The sequence below is a fragment of the Pseudomonas sp. AU12215 genome, assembly GCF_001675465.2.
Classification (GTDB): domain Bacteria; phylum Pseudomonadota; class Gammaproteobacteria; order Pseudomonadales; family Pseudomonadaceae; genus Pseudomonas; species Pseudomonas nitroreducens.
In genome coordinates, this window is the sequence record NZ_MACM02000069.1 from 1 (window position 1) to 24511 (window position 24511).

Here is a 24511-nt window from a genome sequence, read left to right on the forward strand (position 1 = left end):
GTTCGCGACAGGCGCCGAGAAAGTCCCAGCCGATGTGCGCCGGCGCAGGTCCGGTATCGGTATAGAGATCGAGGAAGATCAGGTCGGCCGGCTCGCACCCGGCCAGCTCCTGCACGGCATCGCCGATGCGCAGGTTCAGGCGCTCATCGTCCGCCAGGCCGAGGTGCTCGCGGGCCAGGCGCGGAATGGAGGGACGCAGCTCGATGGCTTCCACTTCGTCCAGCGGCAGGTACTTCAGGCAGGCCTGCGTCAGGCTGCCGGCACCAAAACCGAGGAACAGCGCGCGGCGCGGGCGCGGATGGCACAGCGCACCGACCAGCATGGCGCGCGAGTAGTCGTACTCCAGCCAGCTCGGATCACCCGTCAGCACGCAGCTCTGCTCGACCTCGTCGCCGAACTCCAGGTAGCGGAAGGCACCGCTCTCCACGACACGGATCACGCCGAAGTCATCGCGCTCCTCGACGATCAGCAACTCTTCGCTCAACTGTTCCTCGCTCATCACCGGCTCCGGGAGGAAACTGCCATGGCAATGCGGCTCGCCGGATACGGCGAACGGCACGGATTGCCATTGAAATACAGGGGCTCGCGCACGCAATAATCCTTCGAATCAAGACGGCCACCCGCGACCGCCAGGTCGGCAAAGCCGCAAGAATAACAGCCCAAGAGGCACAACCGAGCATGCGCCAGCGTAGCGCCCTTCGCGAATCCGCCAACCGTCACTGTCTTTCGTCGGTATTCCTGCGTCAGCGCACACCTGTGCGCTGCGCGGGCGGCTGATCGCCCACCAGTGTTCCCCAGGACAAGGATGTCCCTTCTTTTCCAGCGCAAACCGCCACGGCGACCTCGCGCGAGCCATATGCCGAGCTGATACCATGGGCGGATACCGTCCATAGCCGCGAAGACCCGCCAATGAGCCTGCCCTGGAGCCCCGATAGCTGGAGAAGCAAACCGATCCAGCAACAGCCCGCCTACCCCGACGCGAACCGCGTGAGCGAGGTCGAGCGCACCCTCGCCAGCTTCCCGCCGCTGGTGTTCGCCGGCGAGGCCCGCGAGCTGCGCCGACAGTTCGCCGAGGTCACTGCTGGTCGCGCCTTCCTGCTGCAGGGCGGCGACTGTGCCGAGAGCTTCGCCGAGTTCTCCGCGGCGAAGATCCGCGACACCTTCAAGGTGCTACTGCAGATGGCGGTGGTGATGACTTTCGCTGCCGGCTGCCCGGTGGTGAAGGTCGGACGCATGGCCGGCCAGTTCGCCAAACCGCGCTCCTCCGGCGATGAAACCATCGGCGGCGTGACCTTGCCGGCTTACCGCGGCGATATCGTCAACGGCATCGGCTTCGACGAGAAAAGCCGCGTGCCGGACCCGGACCGGCTGCTGCAGGCCTACCATCAGTCCACGGCCTCGCTGAACCTGCTGCGCGCCTTCGCCAATGGCGGCTTTGCCGACCTGCACCAGGTGCACCAGTGGAACCTCGATTTCATCGCCAACTCGGCGCTGTCCGAGCGCTACCAGCAACTGGCCGACCGCATCGACGAAACCCTCGCCTTCATGCGTGCCTGCGGCCTGGATACCGCGCCGCAACTGCGCGAGACCAGCTTCTTCACCGCCCATGAAGCGCTGCTGCTGAACTACGAGGAAGCCTTCATCCGCCGCGACAGCCTCACCGGCGGCTGGTACGACTGCTCCGCGCACATGCTGTGGATCGGCGACCGCACCCGCCAGCTCGACGGCGCCCATGTCGAAATGCTCCGCGGCGTCGGCAACCCCATCGGCGTGAAGGTCGGCCCGAGCATGGACAGCGAGGAGCTGATCCGCCTGATCGACATCCTCAATCCGGACAACGAGCCCGGCCGCCTCAACCTCATCGTGCGCATGGGTGCCGACAAGGTCGGCGACGGCCTGCCGCGCCTGATCCAGACCGTGCAGCGCGAGGGCAAGCAGGTGCTGTGGAGCTCCGACCCCATGCACGGCAACACCATCAAGGCCTCCAGCGGCTACAAGACCCGCGACTTTGCGCGCATCCTCGCCGAGGTCCGGCAATTCTTCGAAGTACACCGGGCCGAGGGCAGCTACGCCGGCGGCATCCATATCGAGATGACCGGGCAGAACGTCACCGAGTGCATCGGTGGTGCGCGGCCGATCACCGAGGCCGGCCTGAGCGATCGCTACCACACCCACTGCGACCCGCGCCTGAACGCGGACCAGTCGCTGGAGCTGGCCTTCCTCATCGCCGAAACCCTGAAGCAGGTCCGTCGCTGAACCGGACACGCGTCTCAGCAAACACCTGAGAGCTCTTCCCGCAATTGACGGGTACCAGGCGTCTACCTAGAGTGGCGCCCCGCGCGGCAGCCGCCGCGCCATGGAAACCGTCAACCAAGGAAGATTCCCGATGCAACTGCACCGCTCCCTCCTCGCCCTGCTGATCGGCGCCAGCGCCGCACTCTCCGGCTGCCAGAACATGAACACCGACAGCCTCGTGCAGTCGGGCATGATGGCCATGAAGGCCGCCACCCTCAGCGAGGCCGAGATCAAGCAGGTCGCCGACGAAGCCTGTGCCAAGCAGGATGCCGAAGCCCAGATCGCCCCAGCCTCCAGCCCCTACGCGCAGCGCCTGGACAAGATAGCCGCCGCCCTGGGCAACCCGCTGACCGGTACCTCGATCAACTACAAGGTCTACCTCACCGAAGACGTCAACGCCTTCGCCATGGCCAATGGCTGCGTACGCGTCTACTCCGGCCTAATGGACCTGATGAACGACAACGAAGTGGAAGGCGTGCTCGGCCACGAGATCGGCCACGTCGCCCTCGGCCACGTGAAGAAGGCCACCCAGACTGCCTACGCAACCGCCGCCGCCCGCGGTGCCGTCGCAGCTTCGGGGAATGCCACCGTCGCCGCCCTGTCGCAATCGCAGTTGGGGGAAATCGGTGAAGCGCTGGTCAACGCGCAGTTCTCCCAGTCCCAGGAGTCGGCGGCCGACGATTACTCCTTCGACCTGCTGAAGAAGCGCGGCATCGACCTCAACGGCCTGGCCAGCGCCTTCGACAAGCTGGCCAAGCTCAGCGGCGGCCAGGAAAGCAGCATGTTCGACTCCCACCCCGGCTCGCAGCAGCGTGCGGACCACATCCGCAAACGCATCGCCAGCGGCAAGTGATCACGGACGGGCCTCTGCGGAGGCCCGTTTCGTTTCAGGCCTGCGCCAGCAGCCCCTGCAGGCGCTCGCCTGAGGGCCGCCTGCAGTTCACCGCCACCCGTTCCAGCCCGAGCCAGCGCGCCATCTCGTTCAATTGCTGCGCCAACGCGGCGTGGCCCTCTTCACCCAATCCCTTTTCCTCTTCGTGGACGGCATGCACCACCAGCTTTCCCGCGGCGCGATCGGAGCGCAGATCGACCCGCGCGGCCAGGTGCTCGTTGAACAGGAATGGCAGGACGTAGTAGCCGTAAACGCGTTTGTGCTGCGGCGTGTAGATCTCCAGGCGATAACGGAAATCGAACAGCCGCTCAGTGCGGGCGCGCTCCCAGACCAGCGAGTCGAAGGGCGAAAGCAAGGCGCTGGCGCGCACCTTGCGCGGAATGACCGGTTCCGCCAGGCAATAGGCCGGCGCCTGCCAGCCCTGAACCTGTACGACCAGCAGATCGCCCGCCTCCACCAACTCCGCCAGCCGCGCCTTGCTGTCGGCGGGGTCCAGGCGGAAGTAGTCGCGCAAGTCCTTCTCGGTGGCCACGCCCAGAGCCTGGGCGGAATGCAGCAGCAACTGGCGCTGCGCCTCGACCTCGTCCAGCTCGGGCTGCCGGAGCAGATCGGACGGCAGTACGCGCTCCGGCAAGTCGTACAGACGCTCGAAGCCGCGCCGCCCGGCGACCGTCACCTCGCCTGCGGCGAACAGCCATTCCAGCGCATGTTTCTCCTCGCTCCAGTCCCACCAGGGGCCGGCACGTTCCACGCGGGTACTCAGGCTGCCGGCGCCCAGCGCGCCCTGCTCGCGAACGGCATCGAGCACCCGCTGGATCACCGCCTGTCGCTCACGCCCGAAGCGCGCCAATTGCTGATAGATACCGCGCCCTTCGGCTGCGCGACGCATGCGCCAGCGCATCAGCGGATACAGCTCGAGCGGCAGCAACGAGGCTTCATGCCCCCAGTATTCGAACAACCGACGATGCCGCCCGCCACTCCAGGCCGCCTCTTCCAGCAGCGTCGGCGAGTAGTTGCCCAGGCGCGAGAACAACGGCAGGTAATGCGAGCGCACCAGCGCGTTCACCGAATCGATCTGTAGCACACCCAGGCGCTCCAGCAGGCTGCGCACATGGCGACGCTGCACCTCGCCACCGGGCCTGCGCAGGGCAAAGCCCTGGGCGGCCAGGGCCAGGCGGCGGGCTTGCTTGAGGGACAGGGATTCTACGGTCGGCATCGTGGACTCCAGGATGGGGCAAGCCCTAGAGCCTAACGCCTATTGCCGGAGCTGGCTGCATCAGGCCGGCACGGCAATTGTTTCAGGCACTGGGAAAGGTCGAGCAAAGGTGAAGACGTCCGCCGAAGGCCCCTCCAACCGCAAGCGATCCAAGCGGTCGCGGGCCATCTGTACATCGGGCAACTCGCCTGCAGGCAACCACCAAAGCGCGAGGCTGGGCGCCGACAGGCGCTCCATCCAGTCACGCTTGTTGCGCAGCACCTGCAGGTGCTCGCCGCCATAAACGTAATCCTTGAGCGCTTCCACCGACTCCCAGACGGACAGATTGACGATGATCAGCGGGTCGTCGAAGACGCGGATGGAGGTGGCATCGCCTTCCTCCGTCTGCAGGCGCCAGACGAAACCAGGGCTGCGCTCGGCGAGGGCGTTGATGTGATCGAGCTGGTCAACGAAGCCCTTCATCACGGGTTGATCCAGTGGTGCGCGGGCCTTGGCGATGTTGACCTGGGCGAGGTGGTAATGCGTGGACATAGGCTTCCTTGTCATGACGCTGATCAGACTTGCAAGAGCGGGCGACACGGTGAGGGCCCGTGTCGCCCGGCAGGCTCAACGACGAACATAGTCGGCCCAGAACGGGCGCTCGACTTCCTGCTGGATATCGGCGCGACTCAGGCCAATGTCCTTGAGCGCTTCATCGCTCATGGTCGCCAGCTCACGGCGCTGGCGGGCCAGTTCGTGCCAATGCAGGACACGTTGCAGGGCACGCTTCCACAGCGGTGCGGCCGCGATTTTGTGAACATGGTAGGACGCTGCTACGAAACCGATTTGACCTTTCATCTTGCTTCCTCCCTGTGGGGTTGGATGCAGTTTCCTGCTCGCGCTAAGATCAATCCAACGAATCATTCTTATGCGACCCATCTCGGAGATTGATGAATGAGCAGTTTCCCCAGCATCGACAGCGAACTGCTGCGCACCTTCGTCGCCATCGCCGACCACGGCGGCTTCACCCGCGCCGCCGAGATGGTCAACCGCACCCAGTCGGCGGTGAGCATGCAGATGAAACGGCTGGAAGAAGACGTGCTGGAACGCAGCCTGTTCGAGCGCGACGGCCGCCAGGTGCGCCTGACGCCGGAAGGCCAGATCCTGCTGGGTTACGCGCGGCGCATCCTGCGGTTGCAGGGCGAGGTGTTCAACACCTTCCGCCAGCCGCACATGGTCGGCTCGGTGAAGATCGGCACGCCGGACGATTATGTGATGCGCTTCCTGCCCAGCATCCTCTCGCGCTTCGCCGAGGCCTACCCGCTGGTGCAGGTCGAGGTGCATTGCGACTCCTCGGCGCAACTGCTGATGCGCAACGACCTCGACCTGTCCATCGTCACCCGCGAGCCGGGCACCGAGATCGGCCAGCTGCTGCGCCAGGAAGACTTCGTCTGGATGGCCGCGGAGAGCTTCTGCCCGCAGGACCAGCGCCCGCTGCCGCTGGCGATGTTCAACACCGCCTGCTTCTGCCGCGCCTGGGCCTGCAACGCCCTGGAGGCGATGGAAGTGGACTATCGCATCGCCTACAGCAGCCCGAGCCTGTCGGCCCTGTTCGCCGTGGCCAATGCCGGACTGGCGGTGACCGCGCAGTTGCGCAGCCTGCTGACCGGCAACCTGCGCATCATCGGCGAAGACGAAGGGCTGCCGGTGCTGCCCAACGCCAGCATCGTGCTGCTGCGTGGGCAGAAGATGACGCCGGTGACCGACAAGCTCGCCGAGTACATAGTCGAGGGCTTCAAGTCCTGACGATCAACACGCAGGGACTCAGCGCACCGCCAGCAGCACCGCACAGACGATCAGGAAGGCACTGAAGGCCATGCGCAGCTGACGTTCTGGCAGCGCGTGGGCCAGCCGCACGCCCCAGGAAATGCTCACCAGGCCGCCCAGCGCCAGCGCGCTGCCCATGCGCCAGTCCACGTGGCCGTGCACCGCGTAGGTTGCCAGCGCCACGCCCGTGCTGGGCGCCGCCAGGGCCAGCGCGAGGCCTTGGGCGATCACTTGGGTCAGGCCGAACACCGAGGTCAGCACCGGCGTCGCCAGAACGCCACCGCCCACACCAAACAGGCCGCCCAGCGAACCAGCCCCCAACCCCAGAACGCCCATCCAAGGCAGGCCGTAGCGCGGCGTGCTGCCACCCTGCGGCACGCGCTGGAACAGGCGCACCAGCAGGTACAGCGCCAACAGCACCAGGAAAACCACGAAGGCCGTGCGCATGCTGCGCGCATCCAGGTTGACGGCAATGCTGGAAGCGAAGAACGCACAGACCAGGCCGGTCAGCGCCAGCACCCCGGCCTGGGCGAAATCGATGCGATTGCGCTGGTGATAGCGCCAGATTGCCAGCAGCACGTTCGGCACCACCATCACCAGCGCGGTACCCTGCGCCAGTTGCTGATCCAGCCCGAACAGCACGCCCAGCGCCGGAATCGCCAGCAGCCCGCCGCCGATACCGAACAGCCCACCCAGGCTGCCCAGCACGACGCCGAGCAGAAAGTCCACGACCAGATCCCACATCACGCACCTCCACAGCAGTGCGTCCATGCTAGAAAAGCCCGGCTGGATGGGAAACGCAAAGCGCTGCACAATGGTTTTGCCTTTCTCGCATAGCCAATGAATGCCATGACGCCCTCCAACCTCGAGGACCAGCTCGATCTTTACCTGGACGTGCTCGACAACGGCAGCTTTTCCGCTGCCGCCCGCCTGCGCCAGCTCACCCCTTCCGCCGTGGCACGACGCATGGACTCCCTGGAGCAGGGGCTGGGATCGACCCTGCTCGTGCGCAGCACCCACAAGGTGCGCGCCACGCCGGCTGGGCTGGCCTTCGCCGAACGGGCACGGCGGATCGTCAGCGAACTGCGTCAGGCGCGAGCGGAGGCCGTGTCCCTGAGCACCGCGCCGGAAGGCCTGATCCGCATCGACGCCCCGGTGCCTTTCGGTCGTCGCCACCTCGCACCGGCGCTGGTCGACTTTCTCGCCGCCAACCCCGGCCTGGACGTGCAACTGCGGCTGATCGACAGCTTTACCGACACCCGCGGGGAGAACCTCGGCCAGGTCGACCTGGTCCTGCGCATCGGCACCCTGCCTGAAAGCCGCCTGGTCGCCACACGCCTGGCGTCCATGCGGCGGGTCGTCTGCGCCAGCCCCGCCTACCTGAAGCACCACGGCAAGCCTGCCTCCCCCCTGGAATTGCCGGAGCACATCGGCCTGGACTGGGAAGGCCTGGCGCCGGCACTGGCGTGGCGCTTCCTCATCGATGGGAGGCTGCAGCAGCTCCGGCCGCGCCGCTTGCGCATGACCGCCAATAACGCGGAAACACTGGTGGAAGGCGCGCTGCAGGGCATTGGCCTGGCGCACCTGCCGACATGGCTGTGCAGCGAGTACCTGATCAGCGGCCAGCTGCTGCCTCTGTTCTGCGAGAACGGCCTCCCCGAACCAGAGCCCGGCGTCATCCACGCGCTGCGCCTGCAACGCGGTACCCACCCGCGCAGCGAACGCCTGCTGGCCTTCCTGCTGAAGCGCTTTGGTTTCCCTCCCCCCTGGGACACGGCACTGGAGGAAGCGCTGTTCAAGAATTAACCATCGCGCTAAATTAATGCGCAATTACCTCTTCGCCTCGAGCGCCCAGCCCGGAGCACGCCATGACCAAGCCAGACCCGACCTGCGAAGCCCTCAAGCTGGATAACCAGCTGTGCTTCGCCCTCTACTCCACCTCCCTGCAGATGACCAAGGTGTACAAGCCATTGCTGCAGGAACTGGGGCTCACCTACCCGCAGTACATCGCCATGCTGGTGCTCTGGGAAGAAGACGGCATCACCGTGGGCGAGATCAGCTCACGCATGCTCACCGACCCCGGCTCGCTCACGCCGCTGCTCAAGCGGCTCGAAACCGAAGGCCTGATCACCCGCACCCGCAGCCAGGCAGACGAGCGCGTCGTGCAGTTGCGCCTGACCGACAAGGGCCGGGAACTGCGCCGACAGGCGGAGCGCCTTCCGGCCTGCATCCTGGCCAGCAGCGGTCTAACGTTGGACAGTCTGAAGCGACTCCAGGAGGAGCTCGTGGACCTGCGCGGACATTTGCAAGCCCCGTAAATCGGGGCTTATGCCCAAGCTGCAGGTTCCTTAGTCAGAAATCTTCCAAGAATTAACTTGCGCACTAAATTAAATAGAACTAACTTTCTCCTCACGGACTGCTTAGCGCACAAGATATTAAGCAGCAAGGCATTCTCAACCAGACTTACCTGACAGCGAATCGGAGACCACCATGCAAACCATCAAAGCCCTCTACACCGCCACCGCTACCGCCACCGGAGGCCGCGACGGCCGTGCCGTTTCCTCGGACGGCATCCTCGACGTAAAACTGTCCACCCCGCGTGAACTGGGCGGCGCCGGTGGCGAAGCCACCAACCCGGAGCAACTGTTCGCCGCTGGCTACTCGGCTTGCTTCATCGGCGCCATCAAGTTCGTCGCCAGCCAGAGCAAGAAGCAGATCCCGGCGGACGCCTCGATCACTGGCAAGGTTGGCATCGGCCAGATCCCCGGCGGTTTCGGCCTGGAAGTCGAGCTGAACATCAATCTGCCGGGACTGGACCAGGCCGAGGCGGAAGACCTGGTCGCCAAAGCCCACCAGGTCTGCCCCTACTCCAACGCCACCCGCGGCAATATCGACGTGCGCCTGAACGTCAGCGTCTGACTCCAGCGCCGACAATCCAGAACGCCAGAAACGAAAAAGCCCGGCATCAGCCGGGCTTTTTTGTGTCTCGAATCAGGCTCAGGCCTTGACGCGGGACTTGTACTCGCCAGTGCGGGTATCGATCTCGATCGAGTCGCCGATTTCGCAGAAGGCGGAAACCTGGACTTCAGCACCGTTCTTCAGGCGAGCGGTCTTCATCACTTTACCGGAGGTGTCGCCACGGACGGCCGGCTCGGTATAGACGATTTCGCGAACGATGGTGGTCGGCAGTTCAACGGAGATGACTTTCTCGTTATAGAAGACCGCTTCGCAGACGTCGGTCATGCCGTCTTCGATGAAGGTCAGCACGCCTTCCAGATCGTCTTTCTCGATCTCGTACTGGTTGAACTCGGTGTCCATGAAGACATACAGCGGGTCCGCGAAGTAGGAGTAGGTTACTTCCTTGCGATCGAGGATGATCGGCTCCAGCTTGTCGTCGGCCTTGAACACGGTCTCGGTGCCGGCACCGGTCAGCAGGTTCTTCAGCTTCATCTTGACGACCGCGGAGTTACGGCCGGACTTGTTGAACTCGGCCTTCTGGATGACCCAGGGGGCGCCATTGATGTTGGCAACCTGGCCAGCGCGGAACTCTTGTGCGGTTTTCATACGATTATCCGATTGGATTGGAGACAAAAATCAGGGGCCATATCATAGCCAATTTGTATAAAAACGCACCAGCCCCGCAGCAAGATCGGTTTGTTCGCCCAGGCGCCGTTGCCAATTGCCAATCCACGCGGACCACTCCGGCAACCGTCTTTCCAGCTTTTGCCAGGCTTCCCCGGCATCACCCCGGCCATTCCAGGCCATCCAGAACGCCATCAGCTCGGTCCGCAGCGGCTCGTCCATTCCGTCACTGAACAGGGCCATGAAGGCCTGCAGCTTCTCCAGGTGAACATCGTCATCCTGCTGGTAAATGTGCCAGACGAATGGCCGCCCCGCCCACTGCGCCCGCACGAACGAATCCTCACCACGCACCGCGTTGACATCGCAACTCCACAAGAGCGGGTCGTAGTCCTCCTGGCGCACGAAGGGCAGTACTTGCAGGCGCAGCGCACCGCGCTGGAACTGCCCCCCTGCTTTTAACGTTCTCTGCGCCCAGCGCTCGACATCGGCCAGCACCCTGCCCTCCGGTACCAGCAACAAAATGCTGTCGGAGCTGGCGGCCAATGCGTCGAGCCAACTGCCCAGCGCGGCATTTTCATAGGCGAACAGGGAAATGCGCCGCTCATGGGCACGCGGGTGCACGCCCAGACTTTCCAGGAACCGAAGGCTGGCCGCCGGGTCGGCCTGGAAAGCGTCGCGCCGTGCAATCAGGTCGCTCTCGCGCAACAGCCCGCCGGTGGCCGGAGTGAAACCGGGGAAGTAGAAGTACTTCTGCAAACCGTTGGCCTGCATCGATGGCAAGCCATGGCAGGACTCCACCCACGGCTCGGCGCTGAGGTATTCCAGGTTCAGCCACAGAGGCGGCTGCCGGCGTTGCTTCATCGCTTCTATATAGGCAGGCGGCATTTCGCAGGCAAAGGCCTCGATCACCACGTCCGCCGCTTGAGTATCCTGCCAGGGCTTCGGCCACAGGCGTACCTCCACGCCGGATTGGTGTTGCGATTCGGCCGCGCCATCGGCGGCCGGGCAGATACGCACAAAGGCCGCCAGATCGTCGACCCATAGCCGAACCCGCTGGCCATGTTCGCCGGCCAGTTGGCGAGCCAGTCTCCAGGTGACACCGATATCGCCATAGTTGTCGACTACGCTGCAGAAAACGTCCCAGCTGGCCATGCGCTCTCCGGAGGATCAGATGGCGCCAGTGTACCCGCGATCCAGGCCGTGCTCCTTAAGCCGATGAATCCGTTGGGAAAAATTTTCAAAAAACATTTGCCAAGGAGGAAACCTTTGAGTAAAGTGCGCGCCTCGACAGACACAGCGCTGTCGAGAAATCTGGTGAGGTGTCCGAGCGGTTGAAGGAGCACGCCTGGAAAGTGTGTATACGAGAAATCGTATCGAGGGTTCGAATCCCTCCCTCACCGCCAGATTCTTGAAAAGCCCGGCTAAGCAATTAGCCGGGCTTTTTCGTTTTCCCCCTTCACACTTTCTTCACCTGTTGCGACCTAGTTGCAAGTTGTCCGCTGGACAAATGCACAACGGCGATTAAACAGTTGTTCGACCATAGGCGACAGTCATCTGACGGCTTGGTTCCGCAGGCCGGAAAGCGGCCTCGGAGCTTGCCTGACGCACTTTGGAAACACTCCTTTGCCAGATTGGACAGTTTTTGCCCAAATCGGCCTCGCACAACTGCGAAGAGCGACCTAACATGAAAAAAAAGTGCCGTACTTGCGCTTGGTCAGTTTACTTACTACAAGTAATGGGTACTATGTAGTCCGGCTAATTTCCCAGTCATGGGAGATTGCTTTTAATGGAAATGTCCACCTTAAGGGGAACACGATGAACAACGTTCTGAAATTCTCTGCTCTGGCTCTGGCTGCTGTTCTGGCCACCGGTTGCAGCAGCCACTCGAAAGAAACCGAAGCACGTCTGACCGCTACTGAAGACGCCGCTGCTCGCGCTCAAGCCCGTGCCGATGAAGCCTATCGCAAGGCTGACGAAGCTCTGGCCGCCGCTCAGAAAGCCCAGCAGACCGCTGACGAGGCTAACGAGCGCGCACTGCGTATGCTGGACAAAGCCAGCCGCAAGTAATAGATCTTCGGATCTGTTCGAAAAAACCGACCCTTCGGGGTCGGTTTTTTTATGCCCGCAGGAAAGTAGCTGGCAAGAAAAAGCCCGCTCGCGGCGGGCTCTTTCGCTGCAGTAGAAAGTTACTGCAGCGGCATCGCATCCTGGTCGACAGTGGCGGCAACCGAACCGCCCTGCTGCACTTGCTGCGGCTGGGCAATGGCAACCGGCAGGCCATCTTCGGCGGCAACCACTTCACGCACCACGTTCCAGTCCATCTGCATCTGGCTGGCGATGTCTTCGCGCTTGAGCAGCGCGTTGATCACGGCGGTATGCTTGTCGACGACCGAAGGATCACCGTTGTCATCGATCGGCGCATGGGCTTCGAGGTAAATCTTGCCTTCGCTGCGACCGAACTTGTACGGCTCGTTGATGATGCGCACCTTGGTACCCACCGGGATCATCGAGAACAACTGGGTCACGTCCCAGTTGTACATGCGGAAGCAACCGTGGCTGGTACGAGTACCGATGCCGAACTTCTTGTTCGAACCATGGATCAGGTAGCCGTGGAAGCCCAGGCTCATCTTGTACGGCCCCAGCGGGTTGTCCGGGCCTGGCGGCACCACGGTCGGCAGCGGATCACCATCGGCGGCGTGCTCGGCGCGGATCGACGCCGGCGGATACCAGGCCGGGTCCTTGGTCTTGGCGATCACGCTGGTGCTGCCCACCGGCGAACCCCAGCCTTCACGACCAATGCCCAGGGCGTAGGTGTAGACGACGTTCTTGTCCTTGGGGAAGTAGTACAGGCGGTATTCGGCGAGGTTGATCACCACGCCCTCGCGCGGACCTGCCGGCAGGACGAAGCGGGTCGGAATGATGATCTCGGTGCCCACACCCGGCAGCCAGGCATCGACGCCCGGGTTGGCGGCGATCATCTCGGAGTAGCCGAGGCCGTATTTCTCGCCGAGGTCGGCGAAAGTGTCTTCGTACTTGGCCTTGATCACCTGGACCTGGCCGACGATATCGTCACCCGGCGCCGGCAACGGCAATTCAATGGCGGAAACGGGGCCGGCCGAGAGCAGCGCGGCGAGGGACAGCGAGCAGGCGGCAATGACGCGCGACAACATCCGAGGATCCTTGACGTGGGCAATGAGCAAAGGGTGATCAGTTTACCACCGCAAGCCCCGTCAACGGGAGATATCAGACGAGCCAGGAACCGCGCGCGCCGCGCTTTTCCTCTTCCAGTTGTTTCAGGCAGGCCGCGCAGATGCGCCGGTCGCGCAGCAGCGGCCTCTCGGCGCCGCGCCAGAGTGGCTGCGCCGGCAGCAGGCTGCCGCACAGGGTGCGGTCGGCCGGGGTTCCCAGCTCCAGTTGGCGCGCAACCAGGTGCACCCGCACTTCGCGGCAGGCGAACAGGTCCAGCTGCTCATCGGGTTCGATCAACTGGTAGGCGAAGAGGGTCCAGGCGTGGCGCGACATAGGGGGTTCCAGAAGGGTGCGCAAACATAGCCGAAAGGCCGGGCGCGGGGAAGCCTCGATTCAGTGGTTTATTACTGCAACCGCCCATCACAGCAAGGGTTTGAGCGTCGGCCACACGTTGTCGAGCAGTTTAGGCTGTGCCGCCACCGCCGGGTGAATGCCATCCGCCTGCATCATGCCCTGTACACCGCCGACTCCTTCGAGGAAGAACGGTACCAGCGGAATCTTCTGCTCGCTCGCCACGCTGTCGAAGACCTTGGCGAATGCATCGGTATAGCGCTGCCCGTAGTTCGGCGGCAGGCGCATCCCCAGCAGGATGACCTTCGCGCCCGCCTGGCGCGACTGATCCACCATGGAGGCAAGATTCTGTTGCAATTGCGCCGGCGCCATCCCGCGCAGGCCATCGTTGCCGCCCAATTCGATCACCACCAGCTTCGGCTTCTGCTCCGAGAGCAGCGCCGGCAGGCGCGCGAGGCCGCCTGCCGTGGTGTCGCCGGAGATCGACGCATTCACCACCTGGTAGTCGAAACCCTGCTCCTTCAAGCGCTTGTCCAGCAGGCTGACCCAACCCAGGCTGGTATCCAGCCCCAAACCGGCGCTGATACTATCGCCGACGACCAACAGCGTCTGCGCCGCGGCCTGCTGCGTGATCAGAAGCAACGCCAGGCAGCCGCCCATTAGCCATGCACGCATCGGATTCTCCATGAGCGAAAGCATTCTCACCGCGCGGAACCTTAGCAAGGTTGTTTCCAGCGCGGAAGGCAAGCTGACCATCCTCCACGACCTCTCCCTCGACCTCTCCCGCGGCGACAGCCTCGCCATCGTCGGCAGTTCCGGCTCGGGCAAGTCCACCCTCCTCGGCCTGCTGGCCGGGCTCGACCTGCCCAGCGGCGGCGAGATCGTCCTGCTCGGCCACACCCTCGGCAGGCTCGATGAGGACCAGCGCGCCCGCGTGCGTGCCGCTCATGTCGGCTTCGTCTTCCAGTCGTTCCAGTTGCTCGACAGCCTCAATGCGCTGGAGAACGTCATGCTGCCGCTGGAGCTCGATGGCCGCAAGGACGCCGGGCAACGCGCCCGGGAACTGCTGGAGCGAGTCGGCCTCGGCCAGCGCCTCACCCACTACCCGCGCCAGCTCTCCGGCGGCGAGCAGCAGCGGGTCGCCATCGCCCGCGCCTTCGCCGCCGAGCCGGATGTACTGTTCGCCGACGAGCCCACCGGCAACCTCGACACCCATACCGGCGAGCGCATCAGCGACCTGCTCTTCGAGCTGAACCGCGAGCGCGGTACCACCCTCGTCCTGGTGACCCACGACGAACGCCTCGCCCACCGCTGCCAGCGTCACATCCGCCTGGAAAGCGGCCACCTGATCGACCACGTCGAACCCTGACGGACGAGCGCCGATGAAGCCACTGTCGCTGCCCCACCTGTTCCGCCTGTCCCTGCGCCAGCTATGGCGCGAAGGGCGCAGCGGCGAACTGCGCGTGCTGTTCTTCGCCCTGCTGGTGGCGGTGGCGGCCAGTTCCGCCATCGGCTATTTCAGCGCTCGCCTGAACGGCGCCATGCTGGTGCGCGCCGCCGAATTCCTCGGCGCCGACCTGGTGCTCACCGGCACCCAGCCCGCGCGCCAGGAGCAGATCGACAGCGGCCTCAAGCTGGGCCTGCAGCACGCGCAGAGCGTGGAGTTCTCCAGTGTGGTGGCCACCGATAACGGCATTCAGCTGAGCAGCGTGAAGGCCGTCGGCGACAGCTATCCCTTGCGCGGCGAACTGAAAAGCGCACCCGCGCCATTGCAGCCGGAGGTCGAAGGCGGACGCCCGGCAGCGGGTGATATCTGGGTCGAATCGCGCCTGCTCGCAAGCCTCGACCTGAAGATCGGCGACAGCGTCGACATCGGCCGCAAATCCCTGCGTATCGCCCGTGTTCTGACCTATGAACCGGACCGGGCCGGCGACTTCTACAGCCTTACCCCGCGCGTGATGATGAGCCTGCAGGACCTGGACGCCACCGGCGTGGTGCAGCCCGGCAGCCGGGTGCGCTACCGCGACCTCTGGGGCGGCGCGCACGACGCACTGCAAACCTACCGGCAGGCTACCCAGGGCAACCTTGCCGCCAATCAGGAACTGCAGGACGCGCACCACGGGAACCGGCAGATCGGCGATGCCCTGGGCCGCGCCGAGCGCTACCTCAACCTTGCCAGCCTCGCCGCCGTACTGCTCGCCGGCGTGGCGGTGGCGCTGTCTGCCAACCGCTTCGCCACCCGACGCTTCGACGCCAGCGCGCTGTTGCGCTGCCTGGGCCTGTCACGCCGCGAAGCGCTGCTGCTGTATGGCAGCCAGCTGTTCGTGCTGGGCGTGGTCGCCAGCCTCTTCGGCGCCTTCCTGGGTTGGCTGGCACAACTCGGCCTGATGCACCTGCTGGGTAACCTGCTGCCGCCGGAAATCCCCGACGCCGGCATCGTCCCGGCGCTCGCCGGCATGGCTACCGGGCTGGTCGCGCTGGCCGGCTTCGCCCTTCCGCCGCTGGCTGCCCTTGGCCGCGTACCGCCGCTGCGGGTGCTGCGCAGCGACCTGTTGCCGGTGCCGATGCGTACCTGGATGGCCTACGGCTGCGCGCTGCTCGCCCTCGGCCTGATCATGTGGCGGCTGAGCCTGGACCTGAAACTCACCCTCGCCCTGCTCGGTGGCGGCGCCATCGCCGCAGTGGTCCTCGGCTTTATCCTGCTGCTCGCCCTGCGCGGCCTGCGTCGCGCGCTGCAAGGGGCCAGCCTGCCGTGGCGCCTGGGCCTCGGCCAATTGCTGCGTTACCCGCTGGCGGCCGCCGGGCAGAGCCTCGCCTTCGGCCTGATCCTGCTGGCCATGGCGCTGATCGCCCTGCTGCGCGGCGAGTTGCTGGATACCTGGCATTCGCAGTTGCCGCCCAATGCCCCGAACCATTTCGCGCTGAACATCCTGCCGGCCGAGAAAGACGGCTTCGAGCAGCGGGTGAAGGCGCTGTCGCCCAACGCCGAAGACCTCTACCCCATGGTGCCCGGCCGCCTGGTGGCGGTGAACGGCAAGCCCGTCCACGCGATGAACGAGGACATCCGCAGCGAGCGCGCCCTGCAACGCGACCTGGGGCTGACCTGGTCCGCACGCCTGCCCGCAGGCAACCAGATTGTCGCCGGCGAGTGGTGGACGGCAGGCGAGAAGAGCGAACTGCCGGGCGTCTCGGTGGAAGAAAAGCTCGCCGGCAACCTCGGCCTGAAGGTCGGCGACCACCTGAGCTTCACCGTTGCCGGGCAGACCCGCGAGGCGCAGATCCGCAGCCTGCGCTCGGTGAAGTGGGACAACTTCCAGCCCAACTTCTTCATGGTCTTCGAGCCGGGCACCCTGACCGACCTGCCGGTGACCTACCTGACCAGTTTCTATCTGCCGGCCAGCCAGGAGCGCCAGTTGATCGAGCTGGCCCGTGCCTACCCCACGGTCACCCTGCTGCCGGTGGACGCGCTGCTCGCGCAGCTGCGCAGCATCCTCGACCAGGTGACGCTGGCCGTGGAGTACGTGCTGGTGTTCGTCCTTGCCGCCGGCTTCGTGGTGCTGTTTGCCGGTCTGCAGGCGACGCTCGACGAGCGCCTGCGCCAGGGGGCGCTGCTGCGTGCCCTGGGGGCCGAACGCAGCCTGCTGATGCGCACGCGGCGCAGCGAGTTCGCCCTGCTCGGCGCGGTCAGCGGCCTGCTGGCGGCACTGGGCTGCGAGCTGATCAGCTACCTGCTCTACCGGCTGGTGTTCGACCTGCCGTGGAGCCCGCACCCCTGGTTGCTGGCACTGCCGTTACTGGGGGCGCTGCTGGTGGGTGGCGCCGGGCTGCTGGGAACGCGCCGCGCGCTCAACGTGAGCCCGTTGCGCCTGCTGCGCGAGAGCTGATCGGGTAGACTCGCCCGATCACTTTCGCCGCCCTGGATACCATGAGCCGCTATCGCCCGCCCCGCCCTGCCGGTACCCCACTGATCACTCCCGAAGGCGAAGCGCGCCTGCGCGCGGAACTGCATGAACTGTGGAACGTGCGCCGGCCACAGGTGACCCAGTCGGTCAGCGAGGCCGCCGCGCAAGGTGATCGCTCGGAGAACGCCGAGTACACCTACGGCAAGAAGATGCTGCGGGAGATCGACAGCCGCGTGCGCTTCCTGCGCAAGCGCCTGGAAAACTGCAAGGTGGTCAGCGAGCGCCCGGCGAATCCGAACAAGGTCTACTTCGGCGCCTGGGTCACCCTGGAAGACGAGGACGGCGAGCAGGCCCGCTATCGCATCGTCGGCCCGGACGAACTGGACCTGCGCAACAACCACATCAGCATCGACTCGCCGCTGGCCCGCGCCCTGGTGGGCAAGGAACTGGACGCCGAGGTGATGGTGCGCAGCCCGTCAGGCGAGAAAATGTGGTTCGTGATCGAGATCGAGTATCCCTGATCCATCGTCGGCCCGATGGAGCCTCTGCTGGGGCGACCTTGTTCCCGAACGGAGTCACCGGCAGCGCCGAAGCCCAAGCAGGTTCGCGAGCAAGATCGCTGCAACAAAAAGGGACTCAGGGCAACTGCTGGCACTGGTGAACGGATGCTTGTCACCGTTTCGCCACTGCCCGCGCCCTGGTTAAGGCATCGCCTCGGAGTAGCGCTGACCAGTCGATTTTTTGTGTCGGCCATAGAGAATGACCGTAGCGGTAAGCCCGCACACGGCGGCGAACATCAGCCAATACGCTGGTGAAGCCTTGTCGCCGGTGGCTTGTACCAACAGCGTCGACACTGCTGGCGTGAAACCGCCGAACAGGGCCGTGGCCAGGCTAAACGCCAGGGAAAATCCGACTACCCGCACGTTCTGCGGCATCACTTCAGTTAGCGCCGCAACCATGGCGCCGTTGTACAGACCGAAGAACATTGAGAAGTACATAAGCACCGCAAGCAGCCGCTCGAAGCTCGGCGCCGTAGCCAGCCAGTGCATCGCCGGATAAGCGCTGAAGATGCACAGCAAGGTGATCCCCAGCAGTTGCGGACGGCGGCCAATGCGGTCAGACAGGGCGCCGCCGATAGGCAGCCAGATGAAATTGCTGACACCGACCAGCAGGGTCACGACCAGGCTGTCGGTAGTGCTCAGGCTCAGCACCGACTTGCCGAAAGTCGGGGTGTACACGGTGATCAGGTAGAAGGTGGTGGTGGTCATCGAGGCCAACAAGCCACCGGCCAGCACCGTACGCCAGTTGTCGCGCATTGAGCGGAACACTTCGCCGGCACTCGGGTGGTGATTACGCGCCTTGAATGCTTCGGTTTCCTGCAGCGAACGGCGAATGATGAAGATGAACGGGATGATCACACAGCCGATGAAGAACGGGATGCGCCAGCCCCAGGCAGCGACGTCGGCAGCCGCCATGGTGGCGTTGAGCGCGTAGCCCAAGGCCGCCGCCACAACGATGGCGACCTGCTGGCTGGCTGATTGCCAGGCGGTGTAGAAACCGGTGCGGCCCGGCGTGGCGATCTCGGAGAGGTAGACGGACACGCCGCCCATCTCCGCCCCTGCCGAGAAGCCCTGCAGCAGCCTGCCCAGCAGCACCAGCAACGGGGCGAACAGGCCGATGCTGGCGTAGCCCGGTACCAGGGCGATCAGCACAGTACCGGCGGCCATGATCGACAGGGTGACGATGAGGCCCGTGCGGCGCCCCGCCTTGTCGATGTACGCACCCAGCACAATGGCCCCCAGCGGGCGCATCAGGAACCCGGAGCCGAATACCGCGAAAGTCATCATCAGCGAGGCGAACTCGCTGCTGGCCGGGAAGAACGTCTGAGAAATGTAGGTGGCATAGAACCCGAACAGGAAGAAATCGAACTGTTCAAGGAAATTGCCGCTGGTGACACGCAGAATGGCGCCCAGCTTGGAGCCTCTGCCTTGGGGGGTCGTGTTCATCATGGCTACCGTTGTGCTCTTAATTGTTGTTGTAGAACCGGGTGGTCGAGCGGTCAGTCGCTTCCCGCGTTTATCGGATTGGGTTGGCGCTTTTCGATGGCGTGCTTGAGCAGCGCGGCACTGCGGAAAATGCCGTGGGCGAACTTGCTGTAGGGCATGGTCAGGAAGAACGCCATGACCAGGCCCAGGTGGATCGCCAGCAGCAGGCCCAGGGCAGCGGTCTCCCGGAAGGCCAGCAGAGCCAGGCCACTGGCACTGACCAGGAACAGCAAGGCGATGAAGCCGCGATCCATGGGTTTCTGCTGGTCGTCGCCCTGGGCGGGGTTGCGGCGCAGGTTCAACCAGAGAAGGCCCGCTGGGCCAACCAGCAACCCCAGGCCGCCGGCTATACCCAACAGCACCGGCAGGCTCAGCACCGGGTAAGGTGCCGCCGTGCCCAGCAAGTAGTGATAGAGCGTCGCGGTGCCAGTGGCGGCGAAGCACAGCAGGAAACCGTAGAAGGTCAGGTGGTGAAAGCGACGACGCCACAGGGTGAAGCGGTCATCGGCGTTATTGCAGCCTTCGCCATGTCCGCCGTCCAGATACTTGAGCGTGGCCACGCTGGTCGTGGCTTCCAGTACCGCGGCGGTCTTCAGTGGCGTGGGCGCCGTAGCCGGCGAGACCGAGCGCCAGAAGCGGCGCACGCCCAGGGTCAATGACAAGGTCGCAAAGCCGAATACCGCGCCGAACATCAGGGCCAGGGTGTTGTGCGGGAAGATGCCGTAGAAGTTACCGCCGGGCATGGCGGTGAAAAGGCTGCCCATCACCAGCAGGGTCAGGCACAGGAACAGGACCAGCCCTGCGCAGGACGCCAATGCCAGGGTCAGCCCGTTGCGCTGGTAGAGCTTGCCCAGCGCTTGCGGCCAGGCGTACTCGGCGTAGGTGTCAAGGCGCACCTTGGCCATGGCCTGGGGTACGTTGACAGCGAATTCATGAGGCGCGGCGTACTGGCAAGCGTGCAGACAAGCACCGCAGTTGTGGCACAGGTTGGCCAGGTAATGGATGTCCGCCTGGGCGAACTCAAGGCGGCGGGTCATGGCCGGGAATACGGCACAGAAGCCTTCGCAGTAACGGCAAGCGTTGCAGATGCTCATCTGCCGTTGTACTTCTTCCTCGTGCACATTCAGTACGGGGATCAGATTGCTTGAGGCAGTGGGATCAAACAGTTGCACGGCGGGCCTCCGAAGTATTCTTTGTGTTGCCAGCCACTGCGCTGGCAGCCGCCTGCACGCCAGCGATGCGGCCGAACGCCGTACCGATCGCCATGCCGATACCGGCGGTATACCCCTTGCCCAGGACGTTGCCGGCCATCATTTCTCCGGCGACGAACAGGTTGGGGCTGGGCTTGCCGTCGAAGTGCACGGCAGCTGTCTCGTCGGTGGCTAGACCGAGGTAAGTGAAGGTGACGCCCGGCCGCAGTGGGTAGGCGTAGAACGGCGCCTTTACCAAGGGGCGCGCCCAGTGGGTCTTGGCCGGTGTCAGGCCCTGGGTGTGGCAGTCGTCGAGCGCGGTGTGATCGAAGGTGCCGGGCTGGCAGGCGTTGTTGTAGTCGTCGATGGTCTTGAGGAAGGCCATTTCGGGCAGTCCCAGCTTGCGCGCGAGCTCGCCCAGGGTCATGGCGGTAGTACTGGGGAATACCGGCGGCATGAAGCGACCGATGGCCTGCTGGTCGATGATCGAGTAGGCCTGCTGACCTGGCTGCCCAGCCACCAGGCGCCCCCAGATGGCATAGCGCTTGGGCCAGAAATCCTCACCCTCGTCATAGAAGCGTTGGCCGTCGCGATTGACCACCACCCCCAGGGACACGCAGTCGATGCGGGTGCAGATGCCGCCGTCGTAAAGTGGCGCGCGCGCATCAATGGCAACCATGTGCGCCTGGGTCGGATCTCCGATCACGTCAGCGCCCAGCTCGCCCATGCGCCTGAGCAGTATCCCTGTGTTGAAGCGTGTGCCGCGGATCAGGAAATTGTCCGACGGCCATTCACCACGCTCGTTCTGGCCCCAGGCCTCACGCAGCCATTCTCGGTTGGACTCGAAGCCGCCTGCCGCCAACACGCAGGCCCTGGCCTGGATGCGCTCGGCGGGCAGGCGCTGGCCGTCCACCTCGCGTTCGGCCAGGCAGGCCGCGACGAACCGACCGTCCTGCAGCTCGATATCGGTGACCTGCGCGTTGTAGCGGATCTGCACGCCCAACCGCTCGGCACTGCGAAAATAGGCATTGACCAGGGCTTTTCCACCGCCCATGAAGAACGCATTGGTGCGCGCCACATGCAGCGCCCCGGACAGCGGCGGTTGAAAGTGCACACCGTGGCTGCGCATCCAGTCACGACAGCTGGACGAGGCGCGGATGGTGATCCGCGCCAGCTTTTCGTTGGTAAGTCCGCCCGTGACTTTCAGCAGGTCCTGCCAGTACTCCTCTTCGGGGTAAGCCTCGACCAGCACGTCCTGCGGGGCATCATGCATACAGCGGAGGTTGCGCGTGTGCTGTGAATTACCGCCACGCCAGACCCTTGGGGCGCCCTCTAAGAGCAGGACGCTGGCCCCGGCTTCCCGGGCCATCAGTGCCGCGCACAGAGCGGCATTGCCACCGCCGATTACTAGAACATCGATCATCTTCGCTCCTCATTTCACAAGGAAGCCGAAGACCTTGTGAGTGGGGAGGAAAATAGGGGAGCAAGCGGATCGCAGAAAGGCCGCTTTTGGCATGAGGTGTTTAGTTTTCGTAAAGGCTTTGCCCGTGCCTTTACCACGCGGAGGACGCTAGCCTTACTCTGCCATGTCTTGAAGCCAGGTTGCTCCCGGCCACTGGCCTGCTTCCACCAGTTGGCGGGCCACGTCCGTGATGACACGCCGAGTTGCCAGGGCCGCGGGAGAGAGCTCATCGTCCGCGAGCGTTGCAAGCAGGTTACGCCGCCCTACATGGGGATTGGTGATTTCAGCTACCAACAATCCCGACTCACCTTTCAACGCAGCTGCAGCGCCCGGTTGAATCGTCGCCGCATGCCCCGCACGCGCTGCGTTCATGAGAACCGCGAGGCCATCGATCTCCATAATGATGTTCGGCGCCAACCCCTCTCTTTCAAAGGCGCTGGTAAGCGCTGAACGCAAGCCATGCTGTGCGCTGGGCATCACTAACGGCAAGTTGCCCAAATCTGCCAACTGCACCCGCTCCCCACGGGGCGCTCCGGCCAACGCCGGGGAGCAAATCACGAACAGTTTCTCGTCAAGCAAGGGTGTCACGCTCCAGCGCTTCCCCCCCTCCAGCTGAAAAAGTATGGCCAGGTCGATCTGGCGTGAATTGAGTTGTCCGGCCAGATGACCGGACAGCATTTCCACAAGGTGCAGCTGAATATCTGGATACCGAGTGCGCATCGCACTTATGAGAGGCAGAGCCAGAACGGTCGCGGTGGTTGGTGGCAAACCGACACTCACGTAGCCACTCATTCGTCCACGATGAGCCGCCATGATCGCATTGTCGGCCTGACGCAGGGATAGTTGGGCATGGTGCAGGAACGCCATGCCCGCACTGGTAGGGGTGACGCCGGTCGTGGTGCGGTTGAGCAGGCGCGTCGAGAGCTCGCTTTCCAGTTTGCTGATCTGCTGACTCAACGCCGAGACACCTACCTCCAGCTCAAGTGCGGCACGACCTAAACTGCCATGCTCGATGATTTTGACGAAGTAACGTAGCTGTCTTAATTCCAAAATGGTAAGGCTCCGCATGGGATTGGAACTGTCTTAACGACCAGCCTGAGCCAGCTCATTGCTCATGATGGATCAGCGATCAGGTGGAAGAGCATTGATAGTCCGACCGACTTGCCGCAACTGCCAGATCCCAGTTTGTCTGATCTGCCCCGCATCGTCGGCCCATATGAACTGAACGTGCGCAACAACCCTGTCAGCATCGACTCGCTGCAGACCCCGCACCTTGGTGGACAATGAGCTGGACGCCGAGGTGAGGGTGCGCCAGCGACTGGCTGTGGTTCGTGGCGGGAATCGAGTACCCCTGGGCAACGCCAGGCACAACACTGGCGGGAGCGCCCCCATCCAGCCAGAGCGCCGCCAGGGAATCCGTTCCAGAGCGGCGTCGCTCCTGCAAGGGTCAGAGCGGTTGCGGACGCCGGGTGATCAGCCCTTGCCGGGCCACACGGGTGAGTTGGTGAACAGCCGGTTCCAGCTGCTCGGCCACCGGCGACTGGACCACCGCGAAGTCAAAGCTGTCGGAGGGGAAGCGCGCCAGGTCGGCAAAGGTTTCGGCAAACTGGATCAGGAAGGTACGCGAGCCGTTCCAGCGCTTGGGCCAGCCATCGAGGTAACGGACGAGGGTGGGCTGGTGATTGCCGCCCAGGAGAATCTTCGGATTGCGACGAACCAGGCCGGTGGTGATCGGAGCCAGGCGCACATGGGGATTGGGACAGGTCATGGTGTCATGTCTTCCGCCTCTTTGGTCCAGCTGGACGCGGCGAGAGGCACACCGAACCAGCGCTTTAGCGGTATTTCGATGCCAGCCATCGCTGCATCCGCGCCCCGCAAGTTGCTACTTAAATCGGCGCTGTGCGGCATCCTAGAGAAGCCCCGTCAAAGCTGTCAAGGAGACTTCAGTCGATGACCACACCACCCCTGCGGCTGTTCTTCGCCCTGCCCTGCCCGGCGCCGCTGGCAGCGCAAATCTGCGCCTGGCGCGATGGCCTGCACCTGGACGGCCAGCCCGTTGCCCAGGCCAATCTGCACCTGACCCTGGCTTTTCTCGGCGCCGTCCCGCGCGGCCGCAAGGCGGAATTGCGCGCCATCGGCGAACGCCTGCCGCACCGGGGCTTCAACCTGGAACTGGACCACATCGCGCGCTGGAGCAATGGCATCCTGCACCTGGCGCCGAGCAGCGCACCGGCCGCCCTGCACGAACTGGTGCATGCATTGCGCGAAGAGTTGCGGACAGGCGGATTCGAAGTCGAGCACCGCCCCTTCCATCCCCACATCACCCTCGCGCGCCACGCCCACCAGACACCGGCTGCCACGGCGTCGTTTCTGCTACCGGCCCAGGCCGTGACGCTGTTCAGCTCGGAGAACAGCCCCGCCGGCGTGCGCTACCGCGCCATCGGCGAGTGGCCGCTAGATAGCGTCTGATCGAGTCGCCCAGCCCTGGGCATAATCGAGGAAGCGTCGCAGGCCCGCCGTGGGGTATTTGTCGATGTGCAGCGCACGGAAGAAGGTGCGCCGCAGCGGCCCCAGCGGATTA

26 protein-coding genes and 1 tRNA gene are annotated in these 24511 nt (G+C 64.3%); 12 read left to right on the forward strand and 15 right to left on the reverse strand.

The window, feature by feature from the left end; genetic code table 11:
- The coding region (locus A9513_RS13790; protein ID WP_065085022.1) for a spermidine synthase at positions 1 to 499 on the reverse strand (499 nt) is incomplete at its 3' end.
- Positions 500 to 909: 410 nt separating this feature from the next.
- On the opposite strand from A9513_RS13790, the gene A9513_RS13795 reads away from it, so the two are divergent.
- Both A9513_RS13795 and A9513_RS13800 read left to right on the forward strand, forming a co-directional pair.
- Positions 910 to 2256 carry a class II 3-deoxy-7-phosphoheptulonate synthase gene (locus tag A9513_RS13795; protein WP_024764544.1) on the forward strand — a complete coding sequence of 449 codons (1347 nt, stop codon included), beginning with the start codon at positions 910 to 912 and terminating at the stop codon, positions 2254 to 2256.
- Positions 2257 to 2386: 130 nt separating this feature from the next.
- Entirely contained in the window at positions 2387 to 3148 is a 762-nt protein-coding gene (locus tag A9513_RS13800; protein ID WP_065085023.1) for a M48 family metalloprotease, read from the forward strand.
- A 34-nt stretch (positions 3149 to 3182) separates the two neighbouring features.
- On the opposite strand, the gene A9513_RS13805 is transcribed toward A9513_RS13800, so the two are convergent.
- The 3 genes from A9513_RS13805 to A9513_RS13815 all read right to left on the reverse strand — a co-directional run bounded on the left by A9513_RS13805 (position 3183) and on the right by A9513_RS13815 (position 5240).
- Positions 3183 to 4403: a winged helix-turn-helix domain-containing protein gene (locus A9513_RS13805; protein WP_065085024.1), complete on the reverse strand. Its 1221-nt coding sequence runs from the start codon at positions 4401 to 4403 to the stop codon at positions 3183 to 3185.
- 60 nt (positions 4404 to 4463) lie between these two features.
- Positions 4464 to 4934, reverse strand: coding sequence for a DUF3291 domain-containing protein (locus tag A9513_RS13810; RefSeq protein WP_065085025.1), 471 nt, complete (start codon positions 4932 to 4934; stop codon positions 4464 to 4466).
- A gap of 75 nt (positions 4935 to 5009) precedes the next feature.
- Positions 5010 to 5240, reverse strand: coding sequence for a DUF1127 domain-containing protein (locus A9513_RS13815; RefSeq protein WP_037016272.1), 231 nt, complete (start codon positions 5238 to 5240; stop codon positions 5010 to 5012).
- A gap of 96 nt (positions 5241 to 5336) precedes the next feature.
- On the opposite strand from A9513_RS13815, the gene A9513_RS13820 reads away from it, so the two are divergent.
- Entirely contained in the window at positions 5337 to 6188 is an 852-nt protein-coding gene (locus A9513_RS13820) for a LysR family transcriptional regulator (protein ID WP_024764539.1), read from the forward strand.
- A gap of 18 nt (positions 6189 to 6206) precedes the next feature.
- Here A9513_RS13820 and A9513_RS13825 read toward each other — a convergent pair whose 3' ends face one another.
- Positions 6207 to 6953: a sulfite exporter TauE/SafE family protein gene (locus tag A9513_RS13825; RefSeq protein ID WP_054909686.1), complete on the reverse strand. Its 747-nt coding sequence runs from the start codon at positions 6951 to 6953 to the stop codon at positions 6207 to 6209.
- Positions 6954 to 7058: 105 nt separating this feature from the next.
- Here A9513_RS13825 and A9513_RS13830 point away from each other — a divergent pair, with 105 nt between their 5' ends.
- The 3 genes from A9513_RS13830 to A9513_RS13840 all read left to right on the forward strand — a co-directional run bounded on the left by A9513_RS13830 (position 7059) and on the right by A9513_RS13840 (position 9128).
- On the forward strand, positions 7059 to 8015 hold the full coding sequence (locus tag A9513_RS13830) for a LysR family transcriptional regulator (RefSeq protein ID WP_037007100.1): 957 nt from the start codon (positions 7059 to 7061) through the stop codon (positions 8013 to 8015).
- Between the two features lie 62 nt (positions 8016 to 8077).
- Positions 8078 to 8527 (forward strand): MarR family winged helix-turn-helix transcriptional regulator, encoded by a 450-nt coding sequence (locus A9513_RS13835; RefSeq protein ID WP_065085026.1) that lies wholly within the window; start codon positions 8078 to 8080, stop codon positions 8525 to 8527.
- Positions 8528 to 8699: 172 nt separating this feature from the next.
- Positions 8700 to 9128 (forward strand): organic hydroperoxide resistance protein, encoded by a 429-nt coding sequence (locus A9513_RS13840; RefSeq protein ID WP_024764536.1) that lies wholly within the window; start codon positions 8700 to 8702, stop codon positions 9126 to 9128.
- Positions 9129 to 9206: 78 nt separating this feature from the next.
- On the opposite strand, the gene efp is transcribed toward A9513_RS13840, so the two are convergent.
- Together efp and earP are read right to left on the reverse strand one after the other, a co-directional pair.
- Positions 9207 to 9773, reverse strand: a complete 567-nt coding sequence (gene efp, locus A9513_RS13845; RefSeq protein WP_017517001.1) for an elongation factor P — start codon at positions 9771 to 9773, stop codon at positions 9207 to 9209.
- Positions 9774 to 9815: 42 nt separating this feature from the next.
- On the reverse strand, positions 9816 to 10943 hold the full coding sequence (gene earP, locus A9513_RS13850) for an elongation factor P maturation arginine rhamnosyltransferase EarP (RefSeq protein WP_065085027.1): 1128 nt from the start codon (positions 10941 to 10943) through the stop codon (positions 9816 to 9818).
- A 161-nt stretch (positions 10944 to 11104) separates the two neighbouring features.
- On the opposite strand from earP, the gene A9513_RS13855 reads away from it, so the two are divergent.
- Both A9513_RS13855 and oprI read left to right on the forward strand, forming a co-directional pair.
- Positions 11105 to 11194: transfer RNA gene (locus tag A9513_RS13855), tRNA-Ser, on the forward strand.
- Between the two features lie 412 nt (positions 11195 to 11606).
- Positions 11607 to 11858: an outer membrane lipoprotei OprI gene (gene oprI / locus A9513_RS13860; RefSeq protein WP_017517003.1), complete on the forward strand. Its 252-nt coding sequence runs from the start codon at positions 11607 to 11609 to the stop codon at positions 11856 to 11858.
- Between the two features lie 119 nt (positions 11859 to 11977).
- Here the strand turns inward: oprI and A9513_RS13865 are convergent, their stop codons facing one another.
- The 3 genes from A9513_RS13865 to A9513_RS13875 form a co-directional block, all read right to left on the reverse strand.
- Positions 11978 to 12961 carry a L,D-transpeptidase family protein gene (locus A9513_RS13865; RefSeq protein ID WP_024764534.1) on the reverse strand — a complete coding sequence of 328 codons (984 nt, stop codon included), beginning with the start codon at positions 12959 to 12961 and terminating at the stop codon, positions 11978 to 11980.
- A gap of 73 nt (positions 12962 to 13034) precedes the next feature.
- Entirely contained in the window at positions 13035 to 13313 is a 279-nt protein-coding gene (locus A9513_RS13870; protein WP_024764533.1) for a hypothetical protein, read from the reverse strand.
- 87 nt (positions 13314 to 13400) lie between these two features.
- Positions 13401 to 14006: an arylesterase gene (locus tag A9513_RS13875; RefSeq protein ID WP_024764532.1), complete on the reverse strand. Its 606-nt coding sequence runs from the start codon at positions 14004 to 14006 to the stop codon at positions 13401 to 13403.
- Positions 14007 to 14016: 10 nt separating this feature from the next.
- Here A9513_RS13875 and A9513_RS13880 point away from each other — a divergent pair, with 10 nt between their 5' ends.
- The 3 genes from A9513_RS13880 to greB are packed head-to-tail and all read left to right on the forward strand — an operon-like array spanning position 14017 to position 17754.
- Positions 14017 to 14700, forward strand: a complete 684-nt coding sequence (locus tag A9513_RS13880; protein WP_054909693.1) for an ABC transporter ATP-binding protein — start codon at positions 14017 to 14019, stop codon at positions 14698 to 14700.
- Between the two features lie 13 nt (positions 14701 to 14713).
- Complete coding sequence (locus A9513_RS13885; RefSeq protein ID WP_065085028.1) at positions 14714 to 17215, forward strand: ABC transporter permease; 2502 nt, start codon at positions 14714 to 14716, stop codon at positions 17213 to 17215.
- Positions 17216 to 17256: 41 nt separating this feature from the next.
- On the forward strand, positions 17257 to 17754 hold the full coding sequence (gene greB, locus A9513_RS13890; RefSeq protein WP_024764530.1) for a transcription elongation factor GreB: 498 nt from the start codon (positions 17257 to 17259) through the stop codon (positions 17752 to 17754).
- 180 nt (positions 17755 to 17934) lie between these two features.
- On the opposite strand, the gene A9513_RS13895 is transcribed toward greB, so the two are convergent.
- From A9513_RS13895 to A9513_RS13915, 5 genes are all read right to left on the reverse strand, one after another.
- Positions 17935 to 19242 carry an MFS transporter gene (locus tag A9513_RS13895; protein WP_083196114.1) on the reverse strand — a complete coding sequence of 436 codons (1308 nt, stop codon included), beginning with the start codon at positions 19240 to 19242 and terminating at the stop codon, positions 17935 to 17937.
- A gap of 50 nt (positions 19243 to 19292) precedes the next feature.
- Positions 19293 to 20450: a tricarballylate utilization 4Fe-4S protein TcuB gene (gene tcuB / locus A9513_RS13900; protein WP_065085029.1), complete on the reverse strand. Its 1158-nt coding sequence runs from the start codon at positions 20448 to 20450 to the stop codon at positions 19293 to 19295.
- Positions 20437 to 21891, reverse strand: coding sequence for an FAD-dependent tricarballylate dehydrogenase TcuA (gene tcuA, locus A9513_RS13905; protein ID WP_065085030.1), 1455 nt, complete (start codon positions 21889 to 21891; stop codon positions 20437 to 20439). The genes tcuB and tcuA overlap by 14 nt, the downstream gene beginning before the upstream one ends.
- Positions 21892 to 22044: 153 nt before the next feature.
- Positions 22045 to 22980 carry a LysR substrate-binding domain-containing protein gene (locus tag A9513_RS13910; RefSeq protein ID WP_065085032.1) on the reverse strand — a complete coding sequence of 312 codons (936 nt, stop codon included), beginning with the start codon at positions 22978 to 22980 and terminating at the stop codon, positions 22045 to 22047.
- A gap of 397 nt (positions 22981 to 23377) precedes the next feature.
- Positions 23378 to 23698 carry a hypothetical protein gene (locus A9513_RS13915; RefSeq protein WP_024764526.1) on the reverse strand — a complete coding sequence of 107 codons (321 nt, stop codon included), beginning with the start codon at positions 23696 to 23698 and terminating at the stop codon, positions 23378 to 23380.
- A 182-nt stretch (positions 23699 to 23880) separates the two neighbouring features.
- Here A9513_RS13915 and thpR point away from each other — a divergent pair, with 182 nt between their 5' ends.
- A complete protein-coding gene (gene thpR / locus A9513_RS13920) occupies positions 23881 to 24399 on the forward strand; it encodes an RNA 2',3'-cyclic phosphodiesterase (RefSeq protein ID WP_024764525.1) in 519 nt (172 codons plus the stop codon).
- Positions 24400 to 24511: the final 112 nt, after the last annotated feature.

What these genes read in the sequence shown, in the direction of transcription:
- A9513_RS13795 (WP_024764544.1), top strand. Translation starts at nt 910, where the DNA reads ATGAGCCTGCCCTGGAGCCCCGATAGCTGGAGAAGCAAACCGATCCAG.
- A9513_RS13800 (WP_065085023.1), top strand. Translation starts at nt 2,387, where the DNA reads ATGCAACTGCACCGCTCCCTCCTCGCCCTGCTGATCGGCGCCAGCGCC.
- A9513_RS13805 (WP_065085024.1), bottom strand. Translation starts at nt 4,403, where the DNA reads ATGCCGACCGTAGAATCCCTGTCCCTCAAGCAAGCCCGCCGCCTGGCC.
- A9513_RS13810 (WP_065085025.1), bottom strand. Translation starts at nt 4,934, where the DNA reads ATGTCCACGCATTACCACCTCGCCCAGGTCAACATCGCCAAGGCCCGC.
- A9513_RS13815 (WP_037016272.1), bottom strand. Translation starts at nt 5,240, where the DNA reads ATGAAAGGTCAAATCGGTTTCGTAGCAGCGTCCTACCATGTTCACAAA.
- A9513_RS13820 (WP_024764539.1), top strand. Translation starts at nt 5,337, where the DNA reads ATGAGCAGTTTCCCCAGCATCGACAGCGAACTGCTGCGCACCTTCGTC.
- A9513_RS13825 (WP_054909686.1), bottom strand. Translation starts at nt 6,953, where the DNA reads ATGTGGGATCTGGTCGTGGACTTTCTGCTCGGCGTCGTGCTGGGCAGC.
- A9513_RS13830 (WP_037007100.1), top strand. Translation starts at nt 7,059, where the DNA reads ATGACGCCCTCCAACCTCGAGGACCAGCTCGATCTTTACCTGGACGTG.
- A9513_RS13835 (WP_065085026.1), top strand. Translation starts at nt 8,078, where the DNA reads ATGACCAAGCCAGACCCGACCTGCGAAGCCCTCAAGCTGGATAACCAG.
- A9513_RS13840 (WP_024764536.1), top strand. Translation starts at nt 8,700, where the DNA reads ATGCAAACCATCAAAGCCCTCTACACCGCCACCGCTACCGCCACCGGA.
- efp (WP_017517001.1), bottom strand. Translation starts at nt 9,773, where the DNA reads ATGAAAACCGCACAAGAGTTCCGCGCTGGCCAGGTTGCCAACATCAAT.
- earP (WP_065085027.1), bottom strand. Translation starts at nt 10,943, where the DNA reads ATGGCCAGCTGGGACGTTTTCTGCAGCGTAGTCGACAACTATGGCGAT.
- oprI (WP_017517003.1), top strand. Translation starts at nt 11,607, where the DNA reads ATGAACAACGTTCTGAAATTCTCTGCTCTGGCTCTGGCTGCTGTTCTG.
- A9513_RS13865 (WP_024764534.1), bottom strand. Translation starts at nt 12,961, where the DNA reads ATGTTGTCGCGCGTCATTGCCGCCTGCTCGCTGTCCCTCGCCGCGCTG.
- A9513_RS13870 (WP_024764533.1), bottom strand. Translation starts at nt 13,313, where the DNA reads ATGTCGCGCCACGCCTGGACCCTCTTCGCCTACCAGTTGATCGAACCC.
- A9513_RS13875 (WP_024764532.1), bottom strand. Translation starts at nt 14,006, where the DNA reads ATGCGTGCATGGCTAATGGGCGGCTGCCTGGCGTTGCTTCTGATCACG.
- A9513_RS13880 (WP_054909693.1), top strand. Translation starts at nt 14,017, where the DNA reads ATGAGCGAAAGCATTCTCACCGCGCGGAACCTTAGCAAGGTTGTTTCC.
- A9513_RS13885 (WP_065085028.1), top strand. Translation starts at nt 14,714, where the DNA reads ATGAAGCCACTGTCGCTGCCCCACCTGTTCCGCCTGTCCCTGCGCCAG.
- greB (WP_024764530.1), top strand. Translation starts at nt 17,257, where the DNA reads ATGAGCCGCTATCGCCCGCCCCGCCCTGCCGGTACCCCACTGATCACT.
- A9513_RS13895 (WP_083196114.1), bottom strand. Translation starts at nt 19,242, where the DNA reads ATGATGAACACGACCCCCCAAGGCAGAGGCTCCAAGCTGGGCGCCATT.
- tcuA (WP_065085030.1), bottom strand. Translation starts at nt 21,891, where the DNA reads ATGATCGATGTTCTAGTAATCGGCGGTGGCAATGCCGCTCTGTGCGCG.
- A9513_RS13915 (WP_024764526.1), bottom strand. Translation starts at nt 23,698, where the DNA reads ATGACCTGTCCCAATCCCCATGTGCGCCTGGCTCCGATCACCACCGGC.
- thpR (WP_024764525.1), top strand. Translation starts at nt 23,881, where the DNA reads ATGACCACACCACCCCTGCGGCTGTTCTTCGCCCTGCCCTGCCCGGCG.